Here is a 26,896-nt window from a genome sequence, read left to right on the forward strand (position 1 = left end):
AGTCTATTTAATAAATGTTATGCCGGAAGCACAACTTTATCATCATATCTCAAAATACCCTTTCCTTTAAGGATTCTTTTTCGCCCTCTTGACAAAGGATAACTTTGTGTTACTATTAAACTGGGGGATCTGTGCGCGCCTACAGGGTCTTTTTCCAATCCCCTCGAGTCTATCTAATTTTTCTGATAATGGGTTAACCAATACCAAGCTTTAGCAATTGTCTCTTCAACCTTGACCATAATTTGATCTAACCACCCTAAAATTCTTTCTAGGGGGTGTTTAATATATCCAGTTGAGGTAACTTGGGCTTCTAACCAGTCGGGTTTTGCTTCTGGGGTCGCTGAATTAGAAATGTTGGGGAATTCTATAGCATGATTTTGAGATTTTGTCAAGGGCTTTGAAGCAACGGGAGACGTTAAGGAGAGATGCTCTTCTGGGGTTGGTGATGGGTTGAAGCGGTTTAAGGAAGATTGGACTTTCTCCCAAACTCGGTTTTGGGTACTATTATTCTTATTGGTTAATGGGTTAGGGGAGAAGGAAGCGGGACGGAATTTAGCAGGTTTAGGTTTTTTAAGCTTAGATAAAATATTCTCAGCTAGAATCTCTGGGGTTAAGCCAGGATCTTCCAAGGGAGTCTGGGGAAGGGGGGAGGCGGGAGAAGAGTTTGGAGTTGAAATAACGCCAGAAAATTGTTCAGGATTTTCTTCGGAAGTTAGGGGGGGATGATGTTCCCCAAAGAAATAATCGATGGCGGCTAAAATTAAGGATTGAATCTTATAAAAATATTCATCAAACCCTTGTTCTAAAGAAGATTCTGATTTGACCGCTACATCAGTTTGAGGGGGTTTTTGCCAAACTTGAATAACCGTTTGTCCCCAAGTTTGACTCTGTTGAACAATGTTGTGGGTGGCGTGGGAAAGGGGAACAATTGAATAATCTTCAACTTGTGCGATCGCTCCATCTAAGGTATAAATCAATTGAGGAGAAAGGTAAGGAAAGGAACTAGACTCAGCAAAATTCGCTTCTCCAAAACAATTGATTTTGACCGCAACCGAACTGGTTTGTACCCAACTCATCACCTGCCAAAACCAACGAATGGGAGCTAAAATATGAGGAGAATGGAGAGCGGGTTTTAATTGAGGTTGAAAAGGTTTTTGCTGTTGGGCTAAATGTTGATAAAAATAGTAATAGTTGGCAATTTCTAAAACAATTTGTTGCTGAAGATGATGTTGTTCTTCAACGGTGAGACTATCTAAAATCACATTATCTTTTTGCACGAGAACCAAAGTTTGGGAGTCAACTTGACTGGCTATGCCTTGAATGTCTAAGGCGACGGGTGCAGAGGTAATCGAATTTTGAAATAGAGATTCGGTTTGGGTGGCGACTGTATTAAGAACCTGAATAATAGGAGTATCAACGTCTGGTGGTTCCGAGGTTTCAGCTTTGACCTGGGATGCGAGTTGGGGGAAATGCTGTTTAACCGCCGTTGCTAATTTTTGGCGAGTGACTCGAACCGTTTGCAGGAGAAAATAAACCGGATACAGTGCCGTTTGCAAGGTCATCTCGGTGGCATACTTAAAATAGCGCCAAGTTCGACTTCCCTCATCGGTCAATTTCTGAGCCGTTTGAGAGATAAAATTAAATAATCGACTTTTGTAGGGCCCGGAGTCAGCAACAGACATGGCAACAATGGGTTTATTTAGGATTCTCCCCCATTTAATATAACAGATCATGTGTTTTTCTACAGCCACCCTCCTCCTCAAACTAACTCAAGTTGCAGAACAATTGCGGGGGTTGACTCAGCTTAATATTCAACCCCAATGGCAAACCATCAACGCCATGCAGCTTGGAGAACCCGTTGAAATCAATGAACGGGGACACATTGCTTGGGCGGCAGGAAAACAGAATTTGAGATTAAGACAAAAAATTATAGTTCCGGCTGAGTTACGCGGTTATCCGTTAACCAGTTTAAGTTTAAGAATTGTCTTAAGTTGGTGGGCGGAAGATGCTCAAATCTATATTAATCATCAGTTTGTCCAAGCTGGAGATTTATTTGATAGTTATACCCGAATTTTATTAAGTCCCTCGGTACAGCCAGGGGATGAGTTTGAGGTGGAATTAAATTTAGTCAGTCCCGGTCATGACCGAGGAGCATTGGTTTCTTCCTTATGTTGGTATGAAGTCTCGGACGCTTACCAAATTGACCCTGCTTTTTTAGCCGATGAATTAGAAATTTTTGGGATAATTTTAAACGCCGAACTCCACAACCCCAATATTGAACCCAGCTTAATTTCCCTATTAGAACTTTTAGAGATTATTTCTGGCTATTCTCTCCCCCAAGATCTTCCAGAATTTAAAAATAGCCTGAACTTACTTCGTCAAACCTTACAGTCGATTATTCCTCAATTCCCATCTTATCAAATTCGCTTACTCGGTCACGCCCATTTAGATTTAGCTTGGTTATGGTCGATAGCAGAAACCTGGATAGCCGCGCAGAAAACCTTTGAATCAGTTCTAAACTTACAAACGGATTTTCCTGAGTTAATTTTTTGTCATTCATCCCCCGTTCTGTATGAGTGGATAGAACAAAACCGTCCTGATTTATTTAGCAGAATTTTAAATAGTGTTCAACACCAAACCTGGGAAATCGCCGCCGGACTTTGGGTAGAACCGGAACTCAATCTAATTAATGGAGAATCTATTGTTCGTCAGGTTTTATACGGACAACGTTATGTTTTAGAAAAAATGGGTCAACTTTCCACCGTCGCTTGGCTACCCGATACCTTTGGGTTTTGTTGGCAACTTCCCCAAATCTTTAAACAAGGCGGTATCGATTATTTTATTACCCAAAAACTGCGCTGGAACGATACTACAAAATTTCCCTATGGGTTATTTCAATGGCAAGGGTTAGATGGAACTCAAATTATGAGTTTCATGACCGCTTTAATCGGTGAACGGGTTGAACCAGTTAAAATGTTTAAAGCGGCGGTAGACTGGAAAACCCAAACTGGATTAAATCAGAGTTTATGGTTGCCAGGAGTTGGCGATCATGGAGGCGGGCCGACCCGTGATATGTTAGAAATAACTCGACGCTGGAATCAATCTGCAATTTTCCCTCAATTTACCTTTCAAACCGTTACCGATTATTTACAAGAAGTCCTGAATAATCCCCCCGCAACCCTTCCAATATGGCAGGATGAACTTTATTTAGAATTCCATCGCGGTTGCTATACGACTCACGCCGATCAAAAACGCTATAACCGCCGCAGTGAAACGCTATTATATGAAGCGGAACTGTTTGCAACTCTAGCAACCCTTTACGCCCAGTCTTCCTATCCCCAACCGGAAATAGAAACCGCTTGGAAGCAAGTTTTATTCAACCAATTTCACGATATCTTACCCGGTTCTTCTATTTCTTCGGTTTACCAACAGGCGAATCAAGAGTGGGAAACCGCCATCACAAAAGCAGAGGAGATTCTACAACAGTCTTTTGATGCGATCGCTAATTTTACGCCTCTTCCTCCCCCACCCCAACTGAATGCTCAACCCATCTTTATCTTTAATTCCCTGAACTGGTCACGCTCAGAAGTCGTTGCTGTCCCTATTCCCAATGGCGATAATTCTTGGGAAATTTACGATAGTCAGGGAATAGCCCAACTGTCCCAACTCCGGGGAGAAAGGTCGGAAACGCCACAATTGTTATTTTTAGCAAAAAATGTTCCGAGTGTGGGGTATCGAGTGTATTGGCTGGGGGTGAAGGAGGCTGAAACCCTTGAAACGTCGTGGAAAAGACCCTATATGACCGCAACTATTCCCCATTTTACTAAAAGTTTAGCAGAAAAAAACGAGTTTGTCAATAGTTATCAGTTAGAACCGGAAAAGATTAGCTTTGACAATGGAATTTTGCGAGTTATTATTAATTCCGAAACCGGAAATTTAGAACAGGTTTTTGACTTAATTCATCACCGTAATATCCTTAAACCAGGAGAAGGAAATCAATTACAAGCCTTTCAAGATTCAGGACAATATTGGGATGGGTGGAATATCGATCCGAATTATCAACAACATCCCTTAGCTTCTCCCCAACTGAAATCGATTGAATGGATAGAACAGGGGCCTATAGTTTGGAAATTGAGAATGATTAAAAAATTCCAGCAATCGGATTTTTGCCAAGATTATACTTTAGAACAAGATTCTCCCCTGTTAAAAATTGAAACAACCGTCAATTGGCAAGAGCGTCATATTTTAATCAAAGCCGCCTTTCCCCTAACCATTTCTGCGGATACAGCCAGTTATGAAATTCCTTGTGGTGTGATTCAACGGTCTACAAATCCCCAAACCGATTCAGAAAAAGCCAAATGGGAAGTTCCGGCGATTCATTGGGCAGATATGAGTACATCAGATTATGGAATTAGTCTTTTAAACGATAGTAAATATGGCTATGATGCTCAACCGAATCAATTACGATTAACGCTATTAAGAGGTTCAACTTGGCCTGACCCAGAAGCCGATTTAGGATCTCATCAATTTAGTTATGCCCTTTATCCCCATGCAGGAGATTGGAAACAAGCCAAAACCGTTCAAAAAGGCTATGAATTTAATCGTCCTTTACAGGTTAAAGTTTATCCTGCTGTTGCTTCTAGTTTATCTAATCAGACTTCTGAATTATCCGATTCCCAGAGTTTCCTAGAATTAGGATCTGACCATTTAATTTTAATGGCATTCAAACAGGCAGAAACCCAACCGCAACGCTGGATTTTAAGATGTTATGAATCCCAAGGAGAAGAGACTATTTTAAAATGCAATAATTCTCTAGGATTAACCATAGACTATCCCGTCAATCTATTAGAAGAATCCCAGGAAACCAGTAATATGATCATATCTCCTTGGAAAATAGCCAGTTTTGCTTTATCAGGAATAGACAACGGTTAACCGTCAACCCCGATTATTTTAATCCCATGCGAATTTCCGAACAAAAAGACGCTTGAGTTAAACCTGAATTATTTTTAACAATGCTGGTACGAAGCCTAAGATTTGGCATCAAATACCATAACCGTTCTTCCACATAAAAATTAGGAGATTCTGTAATTAAAGTTAAGACCTCATCTTCTCCTAAACTATAACGTCCCGATAAAGATTGATTGGGATTTGTGCCTTGATATTGTAATAATTCCCCTTGCTGAGGATGATCAGGATTAATAATCGGAACTAAAATAGCAGACCCTTTTTCTGGATTGGAAGTTCCTTCTATTGTTCCTTCCCACGTTAATCGAAACCCTCCAGAAATTGTAGTTGGGTCAATATTATGTTGCTGACAAACTTGAATCACCGTCCCATCCGTGTTCGGTAAAGGCTCAATGATTAAATTAGACTTACCCGCTTTTAATTCCCCCGATTTTAAATTGTGTAGGGTGCGTTGAGAAAACCATTTTCCGGCACTTAATTCAAAAAAATCGATAATATTCATCGTTAATTATCCCAAAAAAGCAGAACCCCAATCCTTGTGAATTTTACTATAAATGGGGCTGATTTTAATAGTCCCAGAGGTTAAAGTTTATCCCCTGTTAGGGATGCCTGCGCCACGCTTACAGACCCTACATTGACCCCTGAGACAATTTGTCATCTCAAGCTTAAACACAATATTAGTGATTTCGGCGATATTTAATTCGGGTTTTTGTCTCAATTTCCCATTCCTTATCCCATTTTTCTTTAGGGGGTGGTTCAGGTTTGGGTTTATGAAATTGAGCAGCAATGGCGGCTCCAGTCGATAATCCTAAAAGAATAAGCAGGGTTTCCATCTGGATTGCACTCTGGTAATTGGAAATCAACCGTTTCAAATTCTCATTTGAGTCGGACTTCTGATTGTTCCGTTAACGATTGCCTAAATTCTATCTTATCTTAGTTATAAATCCTAGAATCCGATGAGAAATTAAGCTTTGATAAGCTATTCCGAGTGTTTCGTCAACCGTATATTTCGGTAATTGAGAATTTACTTTTATCTCAAAATCCCTCTGAAATCTACGAGAATCTACGGTTGTATTTGATATTTTCATCCGTTCTTAAAGACTGTTCTTGCTGGTTAAACCAATCTAAAATACGATTCCACGCCCACCACCGATCTGGATCATTGAATTGACTTTGACAAGATTTACTACTAATATATCCAACATGACCCCCATATTGAGTCGCGACTAAATCAATGGCAGAATTGTGATGACTTGCAGCTTTCAACTCAGGAATAATGGCAGGTTCAAATAAGGGATCATCTTCTGCATATAAAATTAATGTAGGTTTATGAATTTGCGGAATTAACTGTAACCCACTACTCGCTTCATAATACTCTTCAACACTCTTAAACCCTAACCGCCCAATGACTAATTCATGGTCAAAGCCCCAGATAGAATTCGCTCGTTTAATCGCTTCTAAATCAATATCATTAGGATGATACTGATACAGATGTTTGGCTAATTTTTTCAGTTCTTTTGTAATCGCCCGTTCTAAATGTTTTCCCCAAGAATGTTGTACTAAATAACTTAAAGAACGATTAGAATCTAAACTGGGACAAATCACTGCCCCCCCAGCAATATCGGAATCTTTTAAGTTTAAATCTATTCCCCATTGATTGACAGTTTGAGCCGTCTTAATTCCCCATAAGGCTAATTGTCCTCCTAAAGAATACCCCGTAAACCAAAAAGGAGTTGGACAACCAATTTGTTTAGATTGTGCTGCAATTCTAACAAAATCTTCTCCTTCTAATAAGCCATCAGATGTTAAACTTGGAGATAATTCTGCTGTTTTTCCATGGGCTCTCCAGTCAAACAAAACCACAGCATAACCCGCCGCAAATGCTTTTCTTCCCCACAGTTTCAAAAACCATTGATTCTCTAAAGTCCCCGTAATTCCATAGGTGGAAACAATTGTTCCTCTAGGATTTTTAGGTTTAGCAATAATCCCGTAAATAGGAACCCCTCCCGCCCCTGAAAATACCACTTCTTGATAGGGAGGCTCAGGTAAGTTAATGGTCTTTTCCCAAGTTCGACTGGCTCTTAAAGCTCCATAAATGGTCATCAAGAAACCATTTTTGAGATTAAAAGGAGGCTGATAAATCGGCTGAGTCATTTAAGTTTTAGATGCTGTTGGTTAGTTTATCTTGAATAGAATAACAAATAATCAAGCATTTTGGGTAAATACTATCTTAGAAAAGGGAAGTAGTTTTTTTGTCCCTTACCCTTCTACCACAAGGATAAAAGAATTTTCAATAAAATATATTGACTAAAATTTCAATTTAATATAAAATAGACTATGCTCCTAAAATTTGAAGGAATTATTAGTTTGTGACTGTGCAAAAAAATCCCTTAGTTAAACCTTTTTTAAAATGGGCGGGAGGAAAGCGACAATTATTACCTGAAATTTGCAAATATCTTCCTAAAAATATAGGTAAGACTACATACTATGAACCCTTTTTAGGCGGAGGTGCACTCTTATTTGAGCTACAGCCTAAAACAGCAATTGTTAATGATAGTAATAAGGAATTAATTAATTGTTATCGAGTGATTAAAGATAAGGTTGAAGAACTCATAGAAATTTTAAAAGTTCACCAAGCAAAAAATTCCAAAGAATACTATGATTATCTTCGGGGAATTGATCGTTTAAAAGAGTATCGTGAATATTCTGATATTCAAAAAGCTGCTCGAATTATTTATTTAAACAAAACTTGTTACAATGGATTATTTAGAGTTAATTCTAAAGGACATTTTAATGTTCCTTTTGGTCGTTATAAAAATCCGAATATATTAGACGAGGCGGTATTAAGGGGAGTCAATGATTATTTTAATCAAAATACAGTAACTTTTTTAAATGTTGATTTTGCCGAAGCTGTTAAAGATGCAAAAAAAGGCGATTTTGTCTATTTTGATCCTCCTTATGATCCCGTTTCTAATACCGCTTCTTTCACCGGATATGATATTAATGGGTTTAATCAAAATGAACAAAGACGTTTAAAACAAGTGGTTGATGAATTAACCGAAAAAGGATGTCATGTGATGTTGAGTAATTCAGCCACAGATTTTATCTTAGATTTGTATAAAGATTATCAGGAAACAATAAAAACTGTTTCTGCAACCCGCAGTATTAACTCTAATGCTCTTAAACGAGGTAAAATAGATGAGGTTTTAGTTTTAAATTATGTTCCCAAACCTTAAAATACATGAACAACAAAAAACCAGGAAAAAATGATATTGCTTGGGAAACCTTATTTCAACGATATAGTATTTTAGATATTATTGCTAAACAAGGTTATTTTGAAATAGAAGCGACTCAAATTAATGAAGAACGAGAAAGTCGGTTAATGGCTAAGTTTGATCATTCAGTTAATTTACCCAATATTTTTAAAGATAATAATTTATCTATACTACCTATTTCCCGTTCAAAATATATTATTGGTTGTTTTGATGCTTACTTGAATGTTAAATATTCTACTGATATAGAACCTATTGATATAGAGTTTCCTTCTTATATAGAAAGTATAGACTATACCCATTTATATTCAGAATCATCTGCTATTAGTTGTGCATTTAATACAGGAATTATTAACGACTTATTAGGAGAGGAAACATCTTTTACACTTTCTGGAAGGATGTCCTCTGGTTGCTTTGATTTCACAATTAAAAATCATTTAAACAATCAAATTTATCCCATTTCAGTCATTAATAGTCAATGCGAAATAGATGCAGGTTTTGAAAGTGAAAATTATTTGATTTTAATTGAAGCCAAGAAATATCAAACTGATGATTTTATAATTAGGCAATTATATTATCCTTATCGATTATGGTCACAAAAAATTACTAAAAAAGTCATTCCTATTTTAATGACTTATTCCAACGACATATTCAGCTTTTTTATTTATGAGTTTAAGAATGAATTTGATTATAACTCCATTCGCTTAATAGAGCAAAAAAATTATATTATTGCACCCGAAGAAATTACACAGCAGGACGTTTCTGATATTTTTGAAACTATTACCTTAATTTCAGAACCTAGTAAACCATTCCCCCAAGCAAATAACTTTGAACGGGTCATTGACTTACTATCCCTTTTAGTAGAAAGAGATTTAACGAGAGATGAAATTACAGAAAATTATCAATTTGATCAGAGACAAACCGGGTATTATACAAATGCAGGTCAATATCTTGGACTTGTAGAAAAATACAAAGCTGTTGGTACAGGTGATATAACCTTTCGTTTGACACAGGAAGCTAGAGAAATTTTAAGCAAAAGACAAAAACATAAATATCTTTCTTTGATCAGAAAAATTTTAGAACGTCAAGTTTTTAATACAGTATTTCAATTAAATTTATCTAGGGGAAAAATGCCATCACAAGAAGAAATTTGCGAAATTATCTTGTCTTCTCGTGCTGAACTTAGCAAGCAGACCCCAGGAAGACGCCAATCTACTGTTAGAAATTGGATTTATTGGATTTTTAAGCAAATCCAAGATTAACAAATCATTTTTAAAGGCGGCACCCGGATTTGAACCGGGGATGGAGATTTTGCAGACCTCTGCCTTACCGCTTGGCTATGCCGCCACGACCATGCAGTTATTTAATATAGCACAGGTGTTTGTGAAATTGCAAGCTTTTTTCGCCATTGGCTCACAATCCCTTGTAGGTTAGGAACAACCCAAGTATCGTATTTAGGATAAACAGGTAGACGCCGCACCAATTGCCACCCATTGGGGGCTAAAATGGCTTGTAAGGTTTGATGATCAGGATGAGGATAATCGGGGTTCACCTCGTCACGGGGGCTAATTCCACCGAGATCTCGCGCTCCAGCGTCTAAACAGGCTAATAAAATATCAGGATGGGTGACTAAATTCGGAGGAATTTGTAAGGTGATTTCTGGAGGTAAAATAGAACGAGCGATCGCCACAACTTCGGGTAACTGCTGTAACTCAAAACTGTCTCTGTGTCCTATTTGTTGACTTCCTAAACTGTGGGGTTGTAAAATCACTTCTTGAATATGTCCCCATCGTTGATGAATACTTGCGATCGCATTTAAAGTATCTCGCCAATCTTGAGAAGTTTCTCCAATTCCTAATAATAGTCCGGTTGTAAACGGGATTTTTAATTCTCCAGCCCATTCTAACTGTTGTAACCGCAATTGAGGGACTTTACTCGGAGCATGGAGATGAGCGGTTTCTAATAACTTAGGGGTAATTTGTTCTAACATTAACCCCATAGAAACATTCACCCGTTTTAATTGTGACATTTCTGCAAACGTTAACGGCCCGACATTGGTATGAGGTAAAAACCCCAAAGATATAGCTAATTCACATAACGCATAAATCCGTTGAAACCACGCTGAACGTTGAGAACTATGCGGATGAACTTCCCCACTTAACACTAAAATCTCAATAATTCCTGAGTTTTGAAGCGGTTTTAAGAGTTGTTCAGCTTGATTTAAAGTTAACCAAGGACTTTCACCGATATTGGTTCTAAAATTACAATAGCTACAGCGATTAAAACAATCATAAGTCGGGACAAGCGTATAAGCAGGACTGTAAGTAATGTTTCCATTCATACATTTTCAATTTAAGTGTGAGGTTTTTCTCGCTTTTTTCTGGGAGAATAATGATCTATTAGAATTATAATAGGATAAGTCGGTTAATTTAATCATCCAGTGGTATGTGAAGTTGCACTTACGCACCCTATAAGTGTGAGATCAGGTTGATTTATCCCGATAACTTTTGGTTTACCCTTTATTGTTTAATCTCATGTCTGAACAAAATCCAATCCTCAGCTATCCTCATACTCGAAAATGTGATCAAGTTGATAACTATCATGGTGTAACCGTTGCTGACCCCTACCGATGGTTAGAAGATTTAGACTCAGAAGAAACGAAAGCATGGGTTGAAGCCCAAAATGCAGTGACATTTGCTTATTTGAATAATATTCCAGCCAAAGAAACCCTTAAAAATCGCCTCACGCAACTGTGGGATTATGAAAAATATGGTACTCCTTTTAAGCAAGGAACTCGCTATTTTTATTTTAAAAATGATGGACTCCAAAATCAAAGTGTTCTGTATGTTTTAGAGTCGTTAGATGGGGAACCGAAAGTTTTATTAGATCCCAATACCCTATCTTCTGATGGAACCATTGCATTATCAGGAATGTCCATTAGTGAAGATGGAAATTTAATGGCTTATGGGTTATCCACTTCGGGTTCAGATTGGCAAGAATGGAAAGTTAAAGATATTAATACTCAAGAAGATTTACCCGATCATTTAAAATGGGTTAAATTTTCAGGAGCATCCTGGACACACGATCATCAAGGATTCTTTTATAGTCGTTATGATGAACCTCAAGAGGGAAAACCGTTAGAAGAAACAAATTATTTCCAAAAACTTTATTACCATCGTTTAGGAACTCCCCAGTCTGAAGATACTTTAATCTATGAACGTCCTGATCATAAAGAATGGGGATTTAACGGATTTTTGACCGAAGATGGCAAATATTTAATTATTTCCGTTTGGATGGGAACTGAACCTAAAAACTTGGTTTTTTATCAAGATTTAACTCAGCCCAATTCCCCCGTTATAGAACTCATTTCAGAGTTTAAAGCCAGTTATCGGTTTATTGATTATGAAGGAGAAAACTTCTGGTTTACAACGGATTTAGATGCGCCTCGGAGTCGCGTTATAGCCATTAATATTAATACCAAAACTCACACCGAAATTATTCCCCAAGCTCCAGAAACATTAGAAGGAGTTAACATTTTAAATAATCAATTTATTACGGATTATTTAAAAGATGCCCATACTCAAATTAAAATCTTTAATTTAGATGGGTCATTTGTTCGAGAAATTGAATTACCGGGAATTGGTTCGGCGGATGGTTTTGGGGGAAAACGATATGATACCGAAACTTTTTACAGTTACACCAGTTTTACCACTCCTAATACAATTTATCGATACAATCTGGTGACAGGAGAAAGTACAATCTACCGCCAAGCTAACGTTGATTTTAATCCCGATGACTACGAAACCCAACAAATTTTTTATCCCAGTAAAGACGGAACGCTGATTCCGATGTTTATTACGGCAAAAAAAGGGTTAGAATTAAATGGAAATAACCCCACAATTTTATATGGATATGGAGGATTTAATATTTCTCTGACTCCCTCCTTTTCGATCAGTCGTTTAGTGTGGTTAGAAATGGGCGGAATTTATGCGATCGCCAATTTACGAGGTGGGGGAGAATATGGAGAAGATTGGCATCAAGCGGGTATAAAACTGAAAAAACAAAATGTTTTTGATGACTTTATTGGTGCTGCGGAATGGTTAATTGAAAAACGTTATACCTCCTCTCAAAAATTAGCGATTATCGGAGGAAGTAACGGCGGATTATTAGTTGGAGCTTGTATGATTCAACGCCCAGATTTATTTGCAGCAGCCTTACCTGCAGTGGGGGTTTTAGATATGCTTCGCTTCCATAAATTTACCATTGGTTGGGCCTGGTGTTCTGATTATGGTTCCCCGGAAAATCCCGAAGAATTTCAAGCTTTATATGCTTATTCTCCTCTGCATAATTTAAAACCTGGAATTACCTATCCTGCAACTTTAATTACAACGGGAGATCATGATGATCGAGTGGTTCCCGCCCATAGTTTTAAATTTGCTGCAACCTTACAGGAAAACCATGTCGGGGAAAATCCAGTATTAATTAGAATTGAAACCAAAGCCGGACATGGTGCCGGAAAACCCACTGCTAAAATCATTGAGGAAATTGCTGATGAATTTGCATTTTTAAAGCAAGTTCTGAATATGAATTCCTAACTGAACATTGATATTAGAAACCCGATTTCTTGGAGAAAGCGGGTTTCTATTTGTATTGAGAGCCTAATTCAATTCAGTTTAAATTGGTGTTGCAACCCGACCTTCAAACTGACCATACAGGGTATAATGAGAAAACGCATTGCTGACAACTCCACTGTTGATGGCTTGCAGAACATCAGGATTCTGTGCTAAATAAAATCCTGTGTTGAACTGGGTGCTGGGGTTTCGTCCTTCCTCAGCACCTGACATCACAAAATGTTCAAAACCTGAATTAAATACCCCAGCTTGGACAGCATTTGCGACATCAGGATTTGTATTTAAGTAGTAGGATTCATCAAAGAATTGATTCGGTGAACGTCCTTCTGTTTCTCCTAAATAAATATACTGTTGTAAACCTGAAGATAGGGTTCCTTGAGTGATGGCTAAATTAACATCAGGATTGGTTTGTCGATAATAGTTCTCGTCAAAAGTTTCAAGTAAATTCTCTTGATATTGAGGATTTTGTAAGACATCATCCCAATGGGTTCCTGTCACAATATCCCAATTTGTTGTTGGGATAACACCTGTTACTGAATTGGGTTGATAATAATCATCCGAACTGTTATTGTCCCAACTATTATCATAATGAGTATAATTTGTTGGGGTAACACCTGTTACTGAATTAGGTTGATAATAATCTTCTGAACTGTTATTGTCCCAATTATTATCATAATGAGTATAATTTGTTGGGGTAATACCTGTTACTGAAGTGGGTTGATAATAATCTTCTGAACTGTTATTATCATCGTTAGATTCATACAGACTCATGATCTTTTATCCTGTTGCGTTTAAATCGAAAACATTGGGGAGTTGAAACTATAGCCCTGATGTAGGGACATTTGATTAAACGCCCCTACATTTTAATGAAATTGGGGTTAAATATCAGCCCATTTCCGCAATAAATTGGCGTGACTTTTAGCAATCAAGTCGAATTCTATAGTTTTGCCATATTGTTTGAAAAGACTTCTACGAGCGGTATCTAAATCAAACAATATTTCTCGTTTAGATGGGTCACGAACTAAACTTTGAATCCAAGTAATAGCCGCCCAGCGAGTACCTTCAGTTACTGTTTCCACACGATGTAAGGTCGAAGACGGATAAACAATCGCCGAACCTGCATCTAACTTAAAACTCTGTTCCCCTAATGAAGTTTCAATCACTAATTCTCCCCCTTGATAGGTATTAGGGTCAGAGAGAAATAAAGTTAATGAAACATCCGTTCGAGAAATAAATTCATCTCCCATCACAGCATTATCGAAATGGGAACCATAATACATTCCCACATCATAACGACTGAAAATAATCGGGCGAATTGCTTTAGGACGTGCTGCTATTTGAAACAGTTCGTTACGCTTTAAAGCTTGGAGAACAATAGTTCTTAGTTCGGACGTAATCTCAGTATCGGTTTTGATTTGTTGATTATTTTTAACTTCTCTAACGTACCGTCCAGCCGTTGTTTTTCCATCTATAAACTCAGCTTGTTGAAGTAGCGTCAAAGTTGTTTCTAGTTCTTCTGGTGTGAGAACATCAGCAATACAAAAAATCATCAGATGTTAGCCTTCTCCACCTTCTCCGCTTTCTCCGCCTTCATCACCTTTCTTGTCTTTTCCTTTATCATCTGTTTTCCCATTTTTGTCGCCTTGAGTAGCTGCTTGTAACATCTCAGAATGGGTGAAAGTAGCCCCTGAAGTCGAAATATTGGATGGAATTTCTGGGTTCAAATTATGAGGTGCAGAAGCATTGGCAACATCGGACAATCCGCTTGTTAGAATATAAGCACCCACTCCCATCCAAATCTTAGTACGAGTAGACAGACGGTTATTTTTATTGCTATTCATGGGTTTAATCCTTAGTCCTTGATTTGAAACTAAGCCCATTGTAGTCATGGAATAGTGACAAAGTGGTGACGAAAGAAAAATAAATTTGGGGTCGTTGGAGTATAGAGCAATATCCTAGGTTTTTGGAGTGTTAGGATTAGATTGAGGTTTAGTGACTTCTTCCAAATTCGGTAAAATAATAGAAGGAGGTGTATTTTCGGATTCATTTTCCATTAAATGAGCAATGGGTTCTGTTAATTGATTCGGGTTCATAAAAATAACTTTAGAATTCGGACTTTGACTTAACTGTTGATTGGCTTCAACATATTGCTTTGTAATTAAAAATTTTAAAAATTCAGAACTATCTGTTTTTAATCCCAAAGTTTCAGCTAATACTTTTATGGATAGAGCTTGTCCTTGAGCTTCTAAAATTTCTGCCTGTTTTTTGCTCTCAGCAACCCGCTTGCGTTCCATGGCTTCCTGTAGAGATTTCGGAGGCGTAATATTCTGAATATCAACTCGAATAATCGTAATCCCCCATAATTTTGTTCCTTCTCCTAAAGCCTCTAATAATCTTTTATTCAGTTCTTTAATTTTAGCTAATAAATCTTCAAAATTAATTAAGCCAATTTCTGCCCGCAGGGTAGTTAAAACCAAATTAGAAATGGCTTCTTTCGTTTTATTGGTTTCAACGTTATAATAAAATTTCTGTAAATCTTCAATTTTCCAAAAAACCGCAGCATTAATTTTCAGAGTGATTTGATCTTTTGTAATTACTTCTTGGGGATCAATATCTAATAAACGTTCCCGGTTAGTATCATAATAAACAATCTTTTCAACCACAGGCACAATAAACTGAAGCCCCGGTTTTAGGGTGCGTTTATATTTACCTAATCGTTCAACAATTGCTAGATCACTGGTACTAATCACTTTAACTGAAGAATTCAGTGTAAATCCAATGATAATCGGAAATAAAATACCCAGAATATACTGGAACATAGGATTTTAAAAAATTAAAATTTAGCAGGAAGTATGTATAGCAGGGAACAGGGAGGAAAGCTTTCTGTTTATTAGAGGCTGATGGTTGATTGATTTCCTAACTTATAGTTCATGCTATTTATCATTTTAGCATGATTTTGAGTCAAGATGCCTTGAAGCCCCCTAAAAAAGGGGGATATTTTCAAGGCTAACTTGAGGATTTAATTACACCGCAATGTCCGGCAATTTCGCCAATGGGTTCAAACCGTCCTCCCAAATATTTAGCTAAAAACTCTTCAGCAATGGCATAAAAATGTAAACGATTTTCAGGACGGGCAAAACCGTGACCTTCATCCGTATACAGAACATATTCCACAGGCTTACCCGCTTGTTTCATCGCCTCAAAAATCTGCTCACTTTCTGCCTGTTTAACACGGGGGTCATTAGCCCCTTGACCAATTAATAAAGGTTTCTCAATTCGGTCAACAAAAAATAGAGGCGATCGCGCTTTTAAAAAGTCCGCTTCCGTGTCTAAATTCCCGACTCGATGATAGAAATTCTTGCGAATGGGTTCCCAATAAGGCGGAATACTTTGCATCAAGGTAATAATATTACTCGGCCCCACAATATCCACACCGCAAGCAAAAACGTCAGGCGTAAAAGTTAACCCCACTAAGGTTGCATACCCGCCATAAGATCCCCCCATAATGGCAATTTTATCCGGCTGAGAAATGCCTTGTTCTACTAACCAATTCACCCCATCAATGAGATCTTGGTGCATTTTTCCAGCCCATTCTCGGTTTCCCGCATTCACAAAGGCTTTCCCATAGCCCGTTGACCCCCGGAAATTCACCTGTAAGACCGCATAACCCCGGTTGGCTAACCATTGTGCTTCCGAGTCATAACCCCAGGTATCTCGCGCCCAGGGGCCACCATGCACTAACATCACCGTCGGGGCGGGAAGTGCAACACCCACAGGTTTTGTTAAATAACCCTGAATGGTTAAGCCATCAGAAGCCGTGTAAGAAATGGGTTCCATTGAGGCTAACGGTAAGCCTTCTAGTTTGGGTTTATTACTAAATAAAAAGCTGTGGGTTTTCGTTGGGCGATCGTAAACATAATAATACACCGGGCCGTCATCAACGACAAAACTAATCAGCCATTTTTCATCGGATAACGTTCGACTAATGCCAAATTCACCCGGACGAATTTGTTTGATCGCCTCAATATCTGCGGCAATACTTTCATCAAGAATATGCCATTCTTCTTTATCTTTATAGAAAGAAACCGCTTCAATATTTCGGGTTATAGGATGGGCTAATAATCCCCCAATATCATATTCAGGATCTTCAGCAATTATTGTTTCTTGACGAGTCGATAAATCTAAGGCAATTAATCGTTCTGCATTGGCATTATGGTTGCCCACCATATACAAAATTTTGCCATCATTAGAAAAGAAAGCCGCCCCCCCTTCTTCATCGGGCCCCCAATGACGTAGGGTTTCCCAAGGATGTTCGGTTGTTTCTCGATATAATAAATCAAACCCCCCATCTTCGGTGCTAGAACTCGCTGCCCGAATTTTAAAGTCAGCATCGGCTGTCCACCCTAAAATATTACCGGGATTTTCCGTATGAAAATCAACAGCCCCATTCTTTAAATTCACCTGATAAACATCAAAAACTTGGGGATCTCTCAGGTTCATTCCCACTAAAATTTGATCCGGGAATTTGTGATCTACATTAACCACTTGTGCCCGAACACCTTGAAAAGGCGTTAAGTCCCGGACAATATGGGTTTGGACATCAACTAAATATAAATGCCAATTTTCATCGCCATCGGAGTCCTGAACATACATCAGTTGATCTGGGTTATATGTCCAGAAAAAAAATCGAATTCCCCGTTTTGGATCACGGGTTAAAGCTTGAGTTTCCTCTTGTCCAACAATTTTTAACCAAACCTGTAAAATATTATTGTCATCGGGGGCAATATAGGCTAAATATTTGCCATCGGGGGACAAACTCGGACTCGTGCGTTCTGGGTTGCCAAACAGGAGCTCACGGGGAATTAAAGGCGGAAGTTGAGTTGCAGGTTTCTCTACCGTTGCAGTTGTCATACTTGATCAGTTCAAAATTTAACTGTCTCTATTGTGGCGTAACTGACGGTTGACTGTTAAATGTTGATGCTTGAGCTTTGGAACAACCCCCCAAGGGCTATTTTATCCTGTTCTAGGGGATCAAACAGCCCTGAAATCAGAAATGAGTTCTAACGAATATTTTCTAAAGGAACATCTAAAAGGCCGTATTTATCCCAACCTGGCGCATCAAAATGCCACCATTCTGTAATTAAAGGGATAAATCCTTGTTGTTTCATTTTAACAGCAAGTAAATCACTATTCCGACGAACTTGAGGAGCATTTCCCGTGTAATCTCTAGCCGCTTTGTCGGTAAAATCATCAAAGGCTGTTGGCATTTCTAACTCCGCCCCCGTGCGTAAATCAACTAAGGTTAAATCAACCGCCGCCCCTCGGTTATGTCGAGACCCTTTAGCCGGGTTTGCAACATAACGAGTATCAGGTAAAATTTCCCACATTTGCCGCGTTACAGACAGAGGACGATAACAGTCATAAACTTTTAAACCTAAGCCCATTTCTTCTAAATCTTGTTGTACTCTGGATAAGCGTTGAGCAACATCAGAACGCAACAAACAACGAGGAACCGAATAGATTTTTTTCTTTAAAAAATTGTTGGTTGTGGCATAGCGAATATCAAGACGAATATTCAGATTAACACTTCTAATATCGACTAATTTTTCGGTGGCTGGAACTTGGTTATAATCTTGAACCACAACAGTAGGAGGGGCAGTAGGAGGGGCAGTAGGAGGAGACGTAACAGGGGGGGTTAAATTTTGAGCATTAACGGGATAACAGTTAATACCCAAAATTATGAATAAAAATAAAAATAATCGCATCATGGGTTTAGAAAGCATAAGGTTAAAGTCCGGGTGATGTAATGAGTTAGAAGCGGGGTTAATTCAGAAAATATATCAATTTACAAACTCCTGTAGGGATGAGGCGCGCCTCGCCCCTACGATGAATTAGGTTTAAAAACCCGGTTTCTTGAGGTTTAAATGTCTAACCGTTGATAAATTTGATCAAGGTTTTTTAAGTGATGTTTGGGATCAAAACAAGCATCAATTTCTTCAGGAGATAATTTTGTCTTGACTTGCTCATTTTCCCTAATTAAAGCCTGAAAATCACCATTGGTTTGATTCCAAGCCGTGTGGGCGCAAGATTGAACAATTCTATAGGCTTCTTCCCGGCTAATGCCTTTTTCAACTAAGGTTAATAACACCCGTTGACTAAAGACAACACCACCATAAAGGTTCATGTTGCGCTGCATATTTTCAGGATAAACTAACAGATTCTTGACTAAATCTGTTAGTTCAACTAACATAAAATGAGCCACCGTTGAAGAATCGGGTAAGATCATCCGTTCAACGCAACTATGGGAAATATCCCGTTCATGCCAGAGGGCAACATTTTCTAAGGCAGCAACGGCATTTCCCCGAATAATTCGCGCCATTCCCGTTAAGCGTTCACTGCGAATCGGGTTGCGTTTATGGGGCATGGCCGAGGAACCTTTTTGACCTTTGGCAAAGAATTCTTCGACTTCTAAAACATCCGTGCGTTGTAAGTTGCGAATTTCCACCGCAAACCGTTCAATACTTGCGGCTAATAACGCTAAAGTTTGCACATATTCCGCATGAATATCACGGGAAATCACTTGGGTTGAAGCCGTATCCGGTTCGAGCCCTAAATTGCGACAAGCGATCGCTTCTACCCTGGGATCAACATTAGCATAGGTTCCCACCGCCCCGGAAATTTTACCCACCGCAACGGTTTGACGCAGACGCACCAAACGTTCTCGGTTGCGACACACTTCCGCTAACCATCCAGCTAATTTAAAGCCAAAGGTAATCGGTTCGGCGTGAATGCCATGGGAACGACCAATCATCACCGTATTTCGATGTTGTTGCGCTTGATAACGAATGGCTTGACTCAAGGCTTCTGTGCGTTCTAATAACACATCCACACTCGCCACTAATTGTAACGCTAAAGCCGTATCGAGTACATCGGAACTGGTTAAGCCTAAATGAATGTAGCGTCCGGCATCCCCAACATATTCGTTGACATTCGTTAAAAAGGCAATCATATCATGGCGGACTTCTGCCTCAATTTCCAGCACCCGCTTGATATCAAAATTCGCCTTAGCTTTAATTTCTTCAACGGCTTCTGATGGAATATATCCTAATTCTGCCTGTGCCTCACAGACGGCAATTTCTACTTGTAACCAAGTTTGCAGCTTGTAAGTCTCTGTCCACAAATTGCCCATTTCGGGCAAAGTATACCGTTCTATCATATTCTAGGTTTAGATGTTATCACTTTGATGTCAAAAGAGACGTTAATCGGTCAACAGGAGACTCTGAGACAGTTTTAGCTCAATTTCCCCTCTGTCGTATCCGAGCGATGTCACTAACATCCCATTCAGCACAACCGTCTTATTTTAACTTTTGATGGGGATCAGCGATAGCCTTCGGCTGGACGGAACCCATCGCAAACTGTGAAAAACCTCTGACATTATAATAACTGAGAAACAAAACAGCAAAATTATCTCCCAGAAAAATAAAGTTTAAATTGATTGCTGTTCTTAATTAATTTCTGAAATCCTCATCATCAATAATAATTTGGAAAAATATCTAATCCCGATAAAAAATATAGAGACGTGCGAACTCGCGCGCCTCTACAAAAGTTATTTGCAAAAAAGAGAAAACAATTATCTCCTTACCCTGACATTTAATTCATCCTGACTTCTCATTAAGCTTTTGCTGGGGGAACGGTTTGAACCCATCCCGGTTGTTGAACTTCCCGTAGGATATAATTCCCTGGCGGAACGTTAGTGAAAACGTAACTGCCATTTGTTCCGGTTACAGTTGTCGGTTCTGTGGCATCCAAAGTGCCGTTACCATTGGCATCAATATAAATTGTCCACCCCTGCAAAGGGGTTTCACCTGCATCAAACAAACCATTAGCGTTTTTATCATTAAACTTTATGCCACTGACGGAACCAAACTGACGGTTGCCAAAGTTGACGATAGCATTCGTGCCACCACTGATGCCAACGGAGCCAGGGTTAGGGGTCGTTTGTGTCCATCCAGTTTGCTGAACTTCCCGCAGGGTATAATTCCCAGGGGGAACATTCGCAAAGGTATAGCGACCATTAGCGCCTGTAACGGCAGCAGCTTCTGTGGCTTCAAGCGTGCCATTCCCGTTGGCATCAATAAAAATCGTCCACCCCTGTAACGGAGTTTCACCTGCATCAAACAAGGCATTAGTATTGGTATCATTAAACTTTATGCCTGTGATGGTTCCAAATTGGTTATTCCCAAAATTAATTCCGGTGATATTTGCACCTCCGGTCACACTCACCGGGCCAGGGTTAGGGGTCGTTTGTACCCATCCCGGTTGCTGCACTTCTCGAACAGTATAGTTACCTGCGGGAATACTGGTAAAGGTATATCCACCATTAGCATTCGTTACGGTTGTGGGTTCTGTCGCTTCTAACGTTCCGTTACCATTGGCATCAATAAAAATTGTCCATCCCGCTAAACCGGTTTCCCCAGTATCAAAGGTGGCATTGTTATTGAGATCATTAAATTTGACCCCACTAATGGAACCCAACTGACGGTTGCCAAAGTTAACAATAGCATTCGTGCCACCACTGACCCCAACGGCTCCAGGGTTCGGCGTGGTTTGTGTCCATCCCGGTTGTTGAACTTCCCGCAGGGTATAATTCCCCGGTGGAACATTGGCAAAAGTGTAACGGCCATCGGCGCCGGTCACTAACCTTCCTTCTCCCGTATCAGGAACGCCATTCCCGTTACCATCGACAAAAATTGTCCATCCCTGTAATGGGGTTTCACCCGCATCAAACAATCCGTTACCGTTACTATCGTTGAATTTAATTCCAGTGATAGTACCTGATTGGTTATTCCCGAAGTTAATTCCGGTGATATCTGCACCTCCGGTTACACTTACTAGCCCAGGGTTAGCAGTGGTTTGTACCCATCCGGGTTGCTGTACTTCTCGAACGGTATAATTTCCCGCCGTTAAGTTGGTGAAGGCATACCCACCACTGGCATTTGTTAGAGTAGTGGGTTCTGTGGCTTCTAAGGTTCCGTTATTGTTAGTATCAATAAAGATAGTCCATCCGGATAAACCCGGTTCCCCAGGGGTGAGCAGGCTATCTCGATTGAGATCATTAAACTTCGTCCCACTGATGGAGCCGAGTTGCGTATTACCGAAGTTAATCCCGTTAAGGTTTTGTCCTGAAGCCAATGTGATGGGAGCCGGGTTTTGGCGACTTTCCCTATCCAAACCGGAATCGAACAAAGGAATCGGATTAGAGTCGTTTGGATCAAACATAAGATAAATTGTCCTATTATGACTGAATAATCAAACTATCCTCTATGGTTTTCTACTCAAAACTGAGAATCTGGCTATTATGTTACTCTATACTTTATTTTTCATCTAGTTAGAAGCCCTAGAATTAAATTTTATGAATTTAAATGGCCAAATGACACCCGTGAGCCGTCAGGAAATCAAATTATTGATCTTAAACATAATTGCGCCCCGACTCCCCCTCATCAATCCTAAAATCCTGATCTGTTACATTTAGTTAAGCTTTATAGAGTTAGTTTTCATAATTATTAAAATTATTAGTTTTATTGAAATTTTTAGGAATCTGAAAAAAGTTAAAATATTAATAAAGCTAAAACGTTATGGATAGAAACAGTTTATCAAGAAAATAAAAATAAATTGCTTTTTTATCTTTTAAACGAATTTATGTTTGCAGAAAATATCTAAAAAGATTAAACTCATTTACGGAGTCTTCTTTTTACCATTCTCCCGAATAAACCGCTACAATCATGATGGGAATCTGCGATCGCTCAATTTACTCAAAATTATTGATTGATGGATAAACCCTTATTCGGACGACCGCACTATAGTAAGTAGTCAAGAATTTACAACGATCAACGATAAAGGGCCAATTTTTGACTGATAACTGATAACTGATAACTGATAACTGATTATCGGAACATACTGCTTACAGAGCTATCTTCGTGAATTCGCCAAATTGTTTCCCCCAGTAAATTCGCAACAGACAAAACTGTTAACTGATCAAACTGTTTTTCGGGAATAACGGGAATTGTATTGGTAACAATCACTTCTTCAAACACCCCACTCGATAAACGTTCAATGGCAGGGGAAGAAAAGACCGCATGGGTGGCACAGGCGTAGACTTGACGCGCACCTTCTCGACGTAATAAACGAGCACCTTCAGCAATTGTCCCGGCTGTATCAATCATGTCATCGACTAAAACAGCCGTTTTCCCCTTGACATCCCCAATCACATTTAAGACTTCTGCAACATTATGCGCTTGACGACGTTTATCAATAATCGCCAAAGGTGCATCATTCAGTTTATTAGCAAAAGCCCTAGCACGGGCGACTCCACCAACATCCGGGGAAACAACAACAATATCGGATAACTGTTTGCTCATCAGGTAATCTAAAATTACCGGAGAACCATAAACATGATCAAAGGGAATATCAAAATACCCTTGAATCTGAGCCGAGTGTAAATCCATGGCGAGAATTCGACTAGCACCCGCTTCAGTAATCAAGTTAGCCACTAATTTGGCAGTGATGGACTCACGACCTGCGGTTTTGCGATCGGCTCTGGCGTATCCATAATAGGGAATAACAGCCGTAATTTGACGCGCAGAAGCCCGTCTACAAGCATCAATCATGATCAACAACTCCATTAAGTTGTCATTGACCGGATAGCAAGACGGTTGAATCAAATAGACATCACAGCCTCGAATCGACTCTTGAATCTGGATGTAAATTTCTCCGTCAGCGAATCGCTTGCGAACCATTGACCCTAAGTCAATTCCTAAATAACGGCTGACTTCCAGGGCTAGGGGAGTATTTGCCGATCCTGAAAAGAGTCGTAACCGACTATGATCAGCAACTAATGGCTCAGAATACGGAAGGGGTAATGTAGCAGAACGGATCACGGCGAACCCTCACAGTTCATGACATGGCAATCAATCTTAATCATTCCAGAAAAGACTGGAATTCGGAACAGGTTTGGCGAATTGAATTTGGCTGTTGTCTGTTGGTACATCTCAGCAGCCAAGCCAACGGAAAACGACGTTTTTCAGTAAGCGGAAGCACTGCTGCTTGAAATTGTGCAAATCAAACGTCCTCTATATTAATTGTGGAGAAAGAGTGATCAAATTAAAATAGGGAAAATACTGAAATTTATGTTAAGACAGTTTAGCCAATAGATCAAGAAGAAACTGTATATTTGCTCTAGGGGTGTCCCTGCTATGATTTGGGGAGCAAATTGAAGTCCCATTAGAAGCCATGAGTCTCAAAGATCGCATTAGTGAAGATATCAAAGCTGCCATGAAGTCTAAGGACAAGGTGCGGCTAGAAACCGTTCGCAGCATTAAAAAAGTGCTGCTAGAGAAAGAAACCAGCCCTGGAGCAGAGGGAAAAGATTCCCTCACCGAAGCACAAGAATTAGAAGTGTTAATTCAAGCGGCGAAACAACGTCGAGACTCCATTGAACAATATCAAAACGCTGGACGGGAGGATTTAGCCGACAAAGAAAAAGCTGAACTTGCCATCATTGAAGAATATCTTCCCAAACAACTTAGCGATGAAGAAGTGAGTGCCATTATTGATCAAGTTATTGTCGAGGTTGGTGCAACTTCTGCTAAAGATATGGGGAAAGTGATGGGGCCAGCCATGCAACGCTTAAAAGGTCAAACGGACGGTAAAAAGGTTCAGGAACTGGTAAAAGCGAAGTTAGGTTGAGCGTTAACGGTTGGTTGTTGACGGCTTTGCACGCTCGCTTGTCGAAGTGTCGAAGTGTCGAAGTGTTAAGGCTTAACAGCCAACCGTGATTACGGAATCGAGACTGTTCTGTTTGTAGTCAGCCGTGACTGAACCTGTGGAATTGTACCTAAGCTTTATAATACAAAAGGTTAATTTTCATCTGGGTTTCTTGATCACTCACCTGCTAGAAGCATGACGCAAACTGCTATTCCCGTTGGGACAATTCTGCAAAACCGCTACCGCTTGATTGGTGTTTTAGGCCAGGGGGGGTTTGGTCGTACCTATTTAGCCGAAGATCAAGGACGATTTAACGAGCGCTGCGCCTTAAAAGAATTTATTCCCGTCCAAACCGGAACCTACGCCCTACAAAAATCTAAAGAACTGTTTCGGCGGGAAGCCCAAATTCTCTACCAAATTCATCATGCTCAAATTCCTCAGTTTGGGGCGGTTTTTGAAGAAAATCAACGGTTATTTTTAGTTCAAGATTATGTAGAAGGGAAAACCTATCACGCTTTATTAATGGAGCGGAAAAAAGCAGCACCTGGTTTTCCTCAAACCTTTACGGAAGCTGAAATAGTGCTGTTTTTACGGCAAATGTTGCCCGTTTTAGCTCATATTCATAGTTTAGGAATTATTCATCGAGATATTTCCCCGGATAATATTATTTTACGTCATCGAGATCAACTGCCTATATTAATTGATTTTGGGGTGGTGATTGAAATTGCAACTCGCATCAATACCCCTGATTTAACCTTACCTCCGGCTACTCGCGTCGGAAAATTAGGGTATGCTCCTTTTGAACAAATTCAAACGGGACAAGCTTTTCCCAGTAGTGATTTATATGCTTTAGCGGTAACGGCTATTGTTTTATTAACGGGTCAAGAACCGCAATATTTACTCGACCAAACCGCTTTATCTTGGAATTGGCAACCTTATAGTAATGTCAGTCCGAATTTCGCTCAAATTATTAATCGAATGTTGAGTCGGCAACCGAGCGATCGCTATCCATCGGCTCAGGACGTTGAACAAGCGTTACAAACCCTGAATCAACCTTTGAGTTTTCCCCCCACTCAAACTCTACCGATTCCCGTTCCTTCCCCCACACCCCAACCCCCAGACCCGAATTTTTCTCAACTCCCCACCCTAGCGGTTGGACGACCCTTAGTTACTCAACAAGGTCAACAGCAAGCCCAGAACAATAATAGTCCCGTTGTTCCGCCTCCGACCCCTTCCCTATCTCCTAATCCTGATCCGATTCTCTCAAGCCCTCAATCCCTTTGGGATAAACCCATCACCGTGATTATAGCGGGTGTTTTAGTGGCTTGTTTAGCAGCTTGGGGATCTTGGGCTTTAGTTAAAGGATTCCTGAAAATTACTGACCGCAAACCCGAAGAACCCCCCTCCCAGGTCAATCCTCCCCTGGCTAGTCCCTCAAATCCTATACCGTCCCTACCCTTACCTAATTTAACCCCGAACCCCACCCCATCGAATCCAGCATTGATTCCTTCTCCGGTTGTACCCACCCCCACTACAAAGCGCTTGAATTTAGTGGTGGGAGAACCAACGGTCGTTGAAGGTAATCTGAAAGCCAATCAAGCCGCTAACTATGTGGTTCCGGCTGAAGCTGGACAACAGTTTTATGCCTCCGTCAGTGGGGAAGGAGTCTTATTAACCTTACTTGGCCCGGATCAACAACCGATTAATCAGGGAGAAGCGGTCTCTTTGTGGCAAGGAACTTTACCTTCCACCGGGGACTATACCGTAATTCTCAATCCTATTCCTGGGCTACCCGAAAGTAACTATAAGTTAGACCTGACGTTAATTAATACCCTTTCCCCCATTACGCCTTCAGAACCTCAACCGGAACCTACCCCCCTTCGTGAACCGGAACCTACCCCCCTTCGTGAACCGGAACCCAGCCCTCAACCAACCTTTGCACCTGCGCCAGCCCCAGCCCCTGTTCCAGCACCGGAGCCAGCCCCGACACCAGCACCGACCCCGCCTCCGACACCTGCTCCTACCCCGCCTCCGACACCTGCTCCTACCCCGGAACCCGCCCCAATTCCAGCGCCAGAACCGACTCCAGCACCGCCCTTGGAACCGAGTCCCACACCAGAACCGACTCCAGAGCCAGTCCCAGAATCTACTCCCCTTCCTTCCCCAGAGTCTCAACCTATTACTACACCTAAGTTGGAATGAAATTTATAGCAGGGAACAGGGAATAGGGAACAGGGAACAGGGAATGAGTTTGCTGGATTTAGA

21 protein-coding genes and 1 tRNA gene are annotated in these 26,896 nt (G+C 40.1%); 7 read left to right on the forward strand and 15 right to left on the reverse strand.

The genetic code is table 11. The features are described 5' to 3' along the window. Positions 1–173: 173 nt before the first annotated feature. Positions 174–1,682: a hypothetical protein gene (locus PL9214_RS18465; RefSeq protein WP_139295107.1), complete on the reverse strand. Its 1,509-nt coding sequence runs from the start codon at positions 1,680–1,682 to the stop codon at positions 174–176. A gap of 49 nt (positions 1,683–1,731) precedes the next feature. On the opposite strand from PL9214_RS18465, the gene PL9214_RS18470 reads away from it, so the two are divergent. Then, positions 1,732–4,932 (forward strand): alpha-mannosidase, encoded by a 3,201-nt coding sequence (locus PL9214_RS18470; RefSeq protein ID WP_072720241.1) that lies wholly within the window; start codon positions 1,732–1,734, stop codon positions 4,930–4,932. A 13-nt stretch (positions 4,933–4,945) separates the two neighbouring features. Here PL9214_RS18470 and PL9214_RS18475 read toward each other — a convergent pair whose 3' ends face one another. From PL9214_RS18475 to PL9214_RS18480, 3 genes are all read right to left on the reverse strand, one after another. Continuing rightward, positions 4,946–5,467: a phycobiliprotein lyase gene (locus PL9214_RS18475; protein ID WP_072720242.1), complete on the reverse strand. Its 522-nt coding sequence runs from the start codon at positions 5,465–5,467 to the stop codon at positions 4,946–4,948. Positions 5,468–5,642: 175 nt separating this feature from the next. Continuing rightward, positions 5,643–5,798, reverse strand: coding sequence for a hypothetical protein (locus PL9214_RS31380; RefSeq protein WP_186440399.1), 156 nt, complete (start codon positions 5,796–5,798; stop codon positions 5,643–5,645). Between the two features lie 220 nt (positions 5,799–6,018). Beyond that, complete coding sequence (locus PL9214_RS18480) at positions 6,019–7,119, reverse strand: YheT family hydrolase (protein WP_072720243.1); 1,101 nt, start codon at positions 7,117–7,119, stop codon at positions 6,019–6,021. Between the two features lie 215 nt (positions 7,120–7,334). Between PL9214_RS18480 and PL9214_RS18485 the strand changes: the two genes are divergently transcribed. Both PL9214_RS18485 and PL9214_RS18490 read left to right on the forward strand, forming a co-directional pair. Continuing rightward, entirely contained in the window at positions 7,335–8,201 is an 867-nt protein-coding gene (locus PL9214_RS18485) for a DNA adenine methylase (protein WP_222425252.1), read from the forward strand. 5 nt (positions 8,202–8,206) lie between these two features. After that, positions 8,207–9,499: a type II restriction enzyme gene (locus tag PL9214_RS18490; RefSeq protein ID WP_072720244.1), complete on the forward strand. Its 1,293-nt coding sequence runs from the start codon at positions 8,207–8,209 to the stop codon at positions 9,497–9,499. Between the two features lie 14 nt (positions 9,500–9,513). Here PL9214_RS18490 and PL9214_RS18495 read toward each other — a convergent pair. Both PL9214_RS18495 and cofG read right to left on the reverse strand, forming a co-directional pair. Beyond that, positions 9,514–9,584 (reverse strand) — tRNA-Cys (locus tag PL9214_RS18495). Positions 9,585–9,600: 16 nt separating this feature from the next. After that, a complete protein-coding gene (gene cofG / locus PL9214_RS18500; RefSeq protein WP_072720245.1) occupies positions 9,601–10,578 on the reverse strand; it encodes a 7,8-didemethyl-8-hydroxy-5-deazariboflavin synthase subunit CofG in 978 nt (325 codons plus the stop codon). 193 nt (positions 10,579–10,771) lie between these two features. Here cofG and PL9214_RS18505 point away from each other — a divergent pair, with 193 nt between their 5' ends. Beyond that, on the forward strand, positions 10,772–12,832 hold the full coding sequence (locus PL9214_RS18505; protein WP_072720246.1) for a prolyl oligopeptidase family serine peptidase: 2,061 nt from the start codon (positions 10,772–10,774) through the stop codon (positions 12,830–12,832). Between the two features lie 78 nt (positions 12,833–12,910). On the opposite strand, the gene PL9214_RS18510 is transcribed toward PL9214_RS18505, so the two are convergent. From PL9214_RS18510 to PL9214_RS18550, 9 genes are all read right to left on the reverse strand, one after another. Further along, positions 12,911–13,639: a hypothetical protein gene (locus PL9214_RS18510; RefSeq protein ID WP_072720247.1), complete on the reverse strand. Its 729-nt coding sequence runs from the start codon at positions 13,637–13,639 to the stop codon at positions 12,911–12,913. Between the two features lie 107 nt (positions 13,640–13,746). Then, positions 13,747–14,418 (reverse strand): Fe2+-dependent dioxygenase, encoded by a 672-nt coding sequence (locus PL9214_RS18515; RefSeq protein ID WP_072720248.1) that lies wholly within the window; start codon positions 14,416–14,418, stop codon positions 13,747–13,749. A gap of 6 nt (positions 14,419–14,424) precedes the next feature. After that, a complete protein-coding gene (locus PL9214_RS18520) occupies positions 14,425–14,709 on the reverse strand; it encodes a hypothetical protein (RefSeq protein WP_072720249.1) in 285 nt (94 codons plus the stop codon). Between the two features lie 114 nt (positions 14,710–14,823). Next, the gene (locus PL9214_RS18525; RefSeq protein WP_072720250.1) at positions 14,824–15,687 is read right to left on the reverse strand and encodes an SPFH domain-containing protein; all 864 of its coding nucleotides are present in this window, start codon (positions 15,685–15,687) and stop codon (positions 14,824–14,826) included. A gap of 187 nt (positions 15,688–15,874) precedes the next feature. Further along, on the reverse strand, positions 15,875–17,779 hold the full coding sequence (locus PL9214_RS18530) for a S9 family peptidase (RefSeq protein ID WP_072720251.1): 1,905 nt from the start codon (positions 17,777–17,779) through the stop codon (positions 15,875–15,877). Between the two features lie 149 nt (positions 17,780–17,928). Further along, positions 17,929–18,651, reverse strand: a complete 723-nt coding sequence (locus tag PL9214_RS18535) for a M15 family metallopeptidase (RefSeq protein WP_072720252.1) — start codon at positions 18,649–18,651, stop codon at positions 17,929–17,931. Positions 18,652–18,788: 137 nt separating this feature from the next. Continuing rightward, positions 18,789–20,084, reverse strand: a complete 1,296-nt coding sequence (purB, locus tag PL9214_RS18540; protein WP_072720253.1) for an adenylosuccinate lyase — start codon at positions 20,082–20,084, stop codon at positions 18,789–18,791. Positions 20,085–20,539: 455 nt separating this feature from the next. After that, the gene (locus PL9214_RS18545; RefSeq protein WP_072720254.1) at positions 20,540–22,147 is read right to left on the reverse strand and encodes an SdrD B-like domain-containing protein; all 1,608 of its coding nucleotides are present in this window, start codon (positions 22,145–22,147) and stop codon (positions 20,540–20,542) included. A 665-nt stretch (positions 22,148–22,812) separates the two neighbouring features. Further along, entirely contained in the window at positions 22,813–23,805 is a 993-nt protein-coding gene (locus PL9214_RS18550; protein WP_072720255.1) for a ribose-phosphate pyrophosphokinase, read from the reverse strand. Positions 23,806–23,828: 23 nt separating this feature from the next. Between PL9214_RS18550 and PL9214_RS31385 the strand changes: the two genes are divergently transcribed. From PL9214_RS31385 to PL9214_RS18560, 3 genes are all read left to right on the forward strand, one after another. Beyond that, a complete protein-coding gene (locus tag PL9214_RS31385) occupies positions 23,829–23,975 on the forward strand; it encodes a hypothetical protein (protein WP_186440400.1) in 147 nt (48 codons plus the stop codon). A gap of 182 nt (positions 23,976–24,157) precedes the next feature. Then, complete coding sequence (locus PL9214_RS18555) at positions 24,158–24,613, forward strand: GatB/YqeY domain-containing protein (protein ID WP_072720256.1); 456 nt, start codon at positions 24,158–24,160, stop codon at positions 24,611–24,613. A 213-nt stretch (positions 24,614–24,826) separates the two neighbouring features. Beyond that, a complete protein-coding gene (locus PL9214_RS18560) occupies positions 24,827–26,833 on the forward strand; it encodes a serine/threonine-protein kinase (protein ID WP_072720257.1) in 2,007 nt (668 codons plus the stop codon). Positions 26,834–26,896: the final 63 nt, after the last annotated feature.

The organism is Planktothrix tepida PCC 9214, from assembly GCF_900009145.1.
Classification (GTDB): domain Bacteria; phylum Cyanobacteriota; class Cyanobacteriia; order Cyanobacteriales; family Microcoleaceae; genus Planktothrix; species Planktothrix tepida.

What these genes read in the sequence shown, in the direction of transcription:
- PL9214_RS18545 (WP_072720254.1), bottom strand. Translation starts at nt 22,147, where the DNA reads ATGTTTGATCCAAACGACTCTAATCCGATTCCTTTGTTCGATTCCGGT.
- PL9214_RS31380 (WP_186440399.1), bottom strand. Translation starts at nt 5,798, where the DNA reads ATGGAAACCCTGCTTATTCTTTTAGGATTATCGACTGGAGCCGCCATT.
- PL9214_RS18475 (WP_072720242.1), bottom strand. Translation starts at nt 5,467, where the DNA reads ATGAATATTATCGATTTTTTTGAATTAAGTGCCGGAAAATGGTTTTCT.
- PL9214_RS18490 (WP_072720244.1), top strand. Translation starts at nt 8,207, where the DNA reads ATGAACAACAAAAAACCAGGAAAAAATGATATTGCTTGGGAAACCTTA.
- PL9214_RS31385 (WP_186440400.1), top strand. Translation starts at nt 23,829, where the DNA reads ATGGCAATCAATCTTAATCATTCCAGAAAAGACTGGAATTCGGAACAG.
- PL9214_RS18535 (WP_072720252.1), bottom strand. Translation starts at nt 18,651, where the DNA reads ATGCTTTCTAAACCCATGATGCGATTATTTTTATTTTTATTCATAATT.
- PL9214_RS18505 (WP_072720246.1), top strand. Translation starts at nt 10,772, where the DNA reads ATGTCTGAACAAAATCCAATCCTCAGCTATCCTCATACTCGAAAATGT.
- PL9214_RS18520 (WP_072720249.1), bottom strand. Translation starts at nt 14,709, where the DNA reads ATGAATAGCAATAAAAATAACCGTCTGTCTACTCGTACTAAGATTTGG.
- PL9214_RS18525 (WP_072720250.1), bottom strand. Translation starts at nt 15,687, where the DNA reads ATGTTCCAGTATATTCTGGGTATTTTATTTCCGATTATCATTGGATTT.
- cofG (WP_072720245.1), bottom strand. Translation starts at nt 10,578, where the DNA reads ATGAATGGAAACATTACTTACAGTCCTGCTTATACGCTTGTCCCGACT.
- PL9214_RS18560 (WP_072720257.1), top strand. Translation starts at nt 24,827, where the DNA reads ATGACGCAAACTGCTATTCCCGTTGGGACAATTCTGCAAAACCGCTAC.
- PL9214_RS18515 (WP_072720248.1), bottom strand. Translation starts at nt 14,418, where the DNA reads ATGATTTTTTGTATTGCTGATGTTCTCACACCAGAAGAACTAGAAACA.
- purB (WP_072720253.1), bottom strand. Translation starts at nt 20,084, where the DNA reads ATGATAGAACGGTATACTTTGCCCGAAATGGGCAATTTGTGGACAGAG.
- PL9214_RS18510 (WP_072720247.1), bottom strand. Translation starts at nt 13,639, where the DNA reads ATGAGTCTGTATGAATCTAACGATGATAATAACAGTTCAGAAGATTAT.
- PL9214_RS18470 (WP_072720241.1), top strand. Translation starts at nt 1,732, where the DNA reads ATGTGTTTTTCTACAGCCACCCTCCTCCTCAAACTAACTCAAGTTGCA.
- PL9214_RS18465 (WP_139295107.1), bottom strand. Translation starts at nt 1,682, where the DNA reads ATGTCTGTTGCTGACTCCGGGCCCTACAAAAGTCGATTATTTAATTTT.
- PL9214_RS18530 (WP_072720251.1), bottom strand. Translation starts at nt 17,779, where the DNA reads ATGACAACTGCAACGGTAGAGAAACCTGCAACTCAACTTCCGCCTTTA.
- PL9214_RS18555 (WP_072720256.1), top strand. Translation starts at nt 24,158, where the DNA reads ATGAGTCTCAAAGATCGCATTAGTGAAGATATCAAAGCTGCCATGAAG.
- PL9214_RS18480 (WP_072720243.1), bottom strand. Translation starts at nt 7,119, where the DNA reads ATGACTCAGCCGATTTATCAGCCTCCTTTTAATCTCAAAAATGGTTTC.